General features: G+C 52.5%; 1 protein-coding gene. It reads left to right on the forward strand.

The features are described from left to right. Window positions 1-223 (forward strand): orotidine 5'-phosphate decarboxylase / HUMPS family protein (locus WEIDD23_RS12625; protein WP_197458925.1); only part of this gene is annotated, 223 nt, incomplete at both ends.

Below are 223 nucleotides of genomic sequence, written 5' to 3' on the forward strand. Positions count from 1 at the left end.
TGAAGGGCCAGCGATTGTTCGCCAACTAAAAGCGGCTGGCTTCACTGTGTTTTTGGATTTGAAGTTATACGATATTCCAAATACCGTGGCCCAAGCGACGAATCATTTGGCCCAGCTGGGCGTTGACTATTTGACGATTCACGCAGCCGGTGGTGTTCGTATGATGACAGCTGCTCGGGAGGGTGCCGTAGCCGGTGCCACATTGGTTAATGGTCAGGTGCCT

Origin of the sequence: Weissella sp. DD23, assembly GCF_001579105.1 — a bacterium.
Classification (GTDB): Bacteria; Bacillota; Bacilli; order Lactobacillales; family Lactobacillaceae; genus Weissella; species Weissella cibaria.